The sequence below is a fragment of the Deltaproteobacteria bacterium genome (assembly GCA_019308995.1).
Classification (GTDB): domain Bacteria; phylum Desulfobacterota; class Desulfarculia; order Adiutricales; family JAFDHD01; genus JAFDHD01.
Genome location: JAFDHD010000205.1, coordinates 1 through 4,606 on the forward strand (window position 1 = coordinate 1; position 4,606 = coordinate 4,606).

Annotated in this window: 5 protein-coding genes; 1 reads left to right on the forward strand and 4 read right to left on the reverse strand. The window is 58.6% G+C overall.

Annotated elements, in window-relative coordinates; all coding sequences use genetic code 11:
- The 4 genes from JRI95_16900 to lexA form a co-directional block, all read right to left on the reverse strand.
- Window positions 1–1,116: PHP domain-containing protein (locus JRI95_16900; GenBank protein MBW2063224.1), on the reverse strand; the 1,116-nt coding region annotated here is incomplete at its 3' end.
- Window positions 1,113–2,357 carry a hypothetical protein gene (locus JRI95_16905; GenBank protein ID MBW2063225.1) on the reverse strand — a complete coding sequence of 415 codons (1,245 nt, stop codon included), beginning with the start codon at window positions 2,355–2,357 and terminating at the stop codon, window positions 1,113–1,115. The genes JRI95_16905 and JRI95_16900, both read right to left, overlap by 4 nt.
- On the reverse strand, window positions 2,332–3,177 hold the full coding sequence (locus JRI95_16910; protein ID MBW2063226.1) for a DUF72 domain-containing protein: 846 nt from the start codon (window positions 3,175–3,177) through the stop codon (window positions 2,332–2,334). Before JRI95_16910 ends, JRI95_16905 begins: the two co-directional genes overlap by 26 nt.
- A gap of 99 nt (window positions 3,178–3,276) precedes the next feature.
- Window positions 3,277–3,915, reverse strand: coding sequence for a transcriptional repressor LexA (gene lexA / locus JRI95_16915; protein ID MBW2063227.1), 639 nt, complete (start codon window positions 3,913–3,915; stop codon window positions 3,277–3,279).
- A 322-nt stretch (window positions 3,916–4,237) separates the two neighbouring features.
- Between lexA and JRI95_16920 the strand changes: the two genes are divergently transcribed.
- Window positions 4,238–4,606, forward strand: a 369-nt coding sequence (locus JRI95_16920; protein ID MBW2063228.1) for an ADP-ribosylglycohydrolase family protein, incomplete at its 3' end; no start/stop codon positions are given.

Consider the following 4,606-nt stretch of genomic DNA (forward strand, 5'->3'; position numbering starts at 1 on the left):
GTACTGTTGGAAGACCGAAGCCAGGACATCGTCACGCTCGTCCCAGGCGAAGTCCACGTCAATATCGGGCGGATCGGCCCGGTCGGGGTTGAGGAACCGCTCGAAAAAGAGGTTGTGCTTTAAGGGGCAGACATTGGTGATGCCAAGGCAAAAGGCCACGAGCGAGGCCGCGCCTGAGCCTCGCCCGCAGATACGCGGACTGCGCTTGATGATGTCCTGTACGGCCAGGAAGTAGGATGAAAAATTTTTTTTCTCGATCAGCTTAAGCTCATGCTCCAGACGCTCGACCACCGCCTCGGGCAGGTCATGGCCATAACGGCGGTCAGCTCCTTCATAGGCCGCCTCACGGAGCACGGCCGCCGCATCCCGCCCCGCCGGGTCTTGCCAGGGAGGGAGCACGGCCTCCTGGTCAGGCCCGGAAAAAGTAAGGCGTTCGGCGATGGCGTGGGAAGCGGCCAGGGTTTCAGGCCAGATCTCGAATCGCCGCTCATACTCCTGGGAAGAGGCCAGCCAGGCATCCTTTGGAGCCACGTCAGAGGGTTTCAGGCGTGAGAGGGAGGTGTTGAGGTCAATGGCCCTGAGGACACGGTGAAGCTCGTAGTCTTTCGGGTCCAGGAAGAAGCTCCCCGGCGTCGCCGCCGCGGGCAGCCCGAGCCGCCTCGCCTTTTGAAGGGCCTTTTCCGCGGCGCTGCCTGGCCGGCGCGGCAGGGCGGCGGCAACGGTCACACCGGCTTCGTGCCAGGCGCACATGAGGCTGGCGTTGCTTGTAAGAACCACCAGCCCGGAAGCATAGGCCATGACGGCTTTTTCCAAATTGAAAGAAGAGTCCTGATGCCGATGGCTCAGTAAGCGGCAAAGGTTTTTGTACCCGCGGGCGTTCTCCACCAGACAGACAGCCCGCTGGTTGTCATTTGGGTCCGTTACCTCCGCCCCCACAATAGGCGTGATCCCCTCCCGGGCGCAGACCTTGAGAAAAGGCCACAGACCGTAAAGGTTGTCGGTGTCGGTCAGGGCCATCCGGCTGAAGCCCCGCGCCCGGACGGCCTGGCAGAGTTTTTCGATGGGAGTCGTACCCCACATCAGAGAGAAATGGGAACGAACAATCAAAGGGATCATGACTGAGAGTCTTTTATTTTTTCAAAAAGGGTTTCCCCAGATATAGATGCAACTAGGCCCCGGCCCATACGAATCGTGGAAGGACCGAAGCGGCTGCGAATCTGGTCCAGGGCGGTGGTGAGACCGTCGCTGGCCCGGATTTCCTGTTCGTCCAGAGAAAACAGCTCCTGTTGAGCCGGGGGATAGGTGAGACGGTCGCAGGCCAGCCGCAGGTGTCTTAAGCGCACTCGTCGTTTTAAGGCAAATTCAAGCGCTGTTCTGGCTAAGGCAAACAGCTTGAAGTCATTGGCCGTGCCCGTTCTGGAGGACTTTTGCCGGGTAATGCGCACGCCGTCGCTGTAATCGAGCCAAACCCCGATCCGGCGGGCGACCCGCCCCTGCTCGCGCAACCGGCGTCCAACCTGTTCCACAAGGCGGTAAAGGGCTGCTTCGATCAAGATCACGTCATTGGTGTCGTCTCCGAAGACGTGATCTGCGGTCAGTCTCAAAGGTCTTTGCCTCGCCGAAAGCACGGGCGAAAAATCAATGCCTCGGACCGCCTGGTAAACCTTGCGGCTCCGGTTTCCAAAGACCGTCTCCAGTTGCTCAAGCGTCCAGCGTGCCACCTGGCCCACCTGAGAAATGTGAAATTCCCGAAGGCGCAGCAGGTCTTCACGCTCAAGGCCGGGCAGCAGGTAAACCGCCAAAGGCTGGAGAAACTCACCCTCTTCGCCCGCCTCGACGATGTATTCTCCCGTGGGTTTAACCACCCGCGTCGCCACCTTGGCCACGAGCTTATTCGGGGCCACCGACCAGATCGGGTCAAGTCCGAGGTCAAACTTCACCGCCTTGCGAATACGCCAGGCTACATCGGGCGGCGGCCCGAAAAGCTTGCCCGTGCCCGTCAGGTCCACAAATAGATGCCCGTTTCCTTCCTCCGCCTCGACCAGCGGAGAATAAGGCAGAGTGTGCTTAAGAAAGACCTTCATGGCCCGTTCGTAACGGTCAGGATGAGGCGGCAAAACCTCGGCCTCATGGCAGAACCGCCGCGCCCGTCTCAAGGCCATCCCCTTGCGCACTCCGGCCTGGTACGCCTCCTCGCTCATGTCATACACCGCGGCCCGCGAAGCCCCCTGGGGGGCGATGATTAACGGACGAGCCCGCAATCGAACGTCTAGCACACGCTCCACCGCCACGGCAAAGTCCGCCACGTTGAGGTGGATGATTGACCGATCTTTATGCTCTAACCAGGATAAGCCCATATTCAAGCAGCAGGCGGGCCAGCACGAAAGCGTTTCGCGGCGCTTGAGCCCGAACATGATTGTTGAAGACAGTGACCCCTTCGCGCGCCTCACCGGCCATCTTCATGATTTTTTCTTCCACCCACTCCCTCAACTCGTCTTCAGTATAATCGTAATTGAACTGGAGCTGTTTTTTGCCTTTGCCCCAGCCCGCGGCGTTGCGCCCGTGGAACCGGACATAGAAAAGGTCTGGGTTGGTCACCACGTCCAGGGCCGGGAAAAGACCCGGAAGATTCGGTTCGTCCACCGACACGAGAGTGGCCCCCCGCCTCTCAAGCTCGGCAAAAACCCGGTCCGTGGCCCAGGAGCCGTGGCGAAACTCCACGGCCAGCGGCAGGCCTTCCAGTTCATCCAGGAGGGCGGCAAGGTAGGAGCGGTTCTTCAGAGAACGGTCGAAACCGGGAGGCAGCTGCACCAGAACCGCGGCCAACTGCCTCGCCTGGACAAGCGGCGCAATGCCGTCCCGAAAGGTAGCCGCCTGATCGCGCCAGAGGTCAGGTTCGATTTCATGGGTCAGGCTGCGGGTCAGCTTTGCGGCGAACAGGAATTGAGGCGGCGCCTGCCCGCGCTGTCGCTCAATCGCCTCCGCCCTGGGCATCTGGTACCAGGTGTAGTTCAATTCGGTAATGGGAAACTTTTGCACATAGAGGGACAGCATTTGGCCCGACTTTGTGCCTGGGGGATAGAACCCGGCCTCCACCCATTCCGTGTAGGAATAGCCGCACGTGCCGACCCAGAGGCGGCAGGAGCCTGCCGATTCAGAACGCCCCTCGCCTTCCATTTTTGTTTGTCTCATCACCGAGACTCCTTCCTCCTAAACCGAGGCAGCCGGATTGATGAAAAACACAGGCAGCTCTCATCAATACGGCCTGAGAGGCGGCTAAAGCCTGGCCACCTGCTCCGGCCCCCGCTCAATACCGATCATCTTCCCCTGGATCAGAACCTCCCCAAACTCGTAAAACTTCGACCGGTAGCGGCTGTTCTCCGGACGAAGTTCGATACGGTTATCCTTTAGAAAAAATCGCTTGACCGTCGCCTCTTCCCCGCCGATAAGGGCGACCACGATCTCGCCGTTGCGCGCGTACTGGCGCGGTTCGAAAATGGCCAGGTCGCCATCCAGGATTCCAGCGCCCACCATCGAATCGCCCTTGACCCGTAAGGCAAATAGATTCGAGGCATGGTAAAGGGCCGCATCCACCACCAGTGTGCCGTCCCATTCCTGCTGGGCATACATCGGCAGACCGGCGGTGCAGCGCCCGATGACGGGAATCTCCCGCCAGCGCTGCAAAGCCGCCACTTCGCGGGCACGGTTGAGCAGGTAAATGTTGCGGCTGTAACGGCCCTCGCGCTTGACGTAACCCTTCTCTTCCAGGGCCTTCAGATACTGGACTACCGCGGAGTGGCTGACGCCCAGGGCGGCGGCGGTCTGACGCAGGCTGGGCGCCTTTCCATGGTGCGTGATCTCGCCCCGCAGGTATTCGAGAAAAGCCCTTTGTTTTGGAGATAGTTCTGGCAGCATGGCCTCCTCCGTTTCGACTCTGATACTCTAAAGCATACCTCTTTATAATGTAAATGTCAATGTAAATATTAATGTGCATGTATTCTTTACATGAGACGAGAGTATACTAGTTGTTATTTCAACCACTTATCAATTTAATATCTGCTTGAAAAATTTAACATTAAGCGCTATTGATTTGTTTCTTGACGCCTTTTGCCTTTTTTGGTTAATTTTATTCTTGAGCCTGTTGGGGTGACCATGACGGTTTCCGCTGCGGTCTTGATTCTGGTGGTGTGGTCACCTTGTAGTATAATATTGCCCGGACAGGACGGACAAGCCTTTGATGAGCGTTTCTCACGACAAGTTAGCCAGCCATTTCATTGGTTCAGCCCTGGGCGAATTTATTGGAGACGCCATGGGTATGGCGGTCGAGGGCTGGCCGTCCGGGGCCATTCAGCGCGAGTTCGGCCTGCTGTCTGACCTGCAGCCCGGCCGCTTCCCCGCGGGCTGTTACACGGACGACACAGAGATGATGATTTCTATTTTGGAAGCCATTGTGGCTGAGGGGAAGTTCGACCCTGAGGCGGTCGCAGCCCGCTTCCTGGCCAATTTTCATCCGGAACGGGGCTATGGCGGCCGTATTTACGGAATTATGGATCGCCTGGCCGCCGGGGTGCCCTGGGACCAGGTCGGAACAGACTCCTTTGGAAAT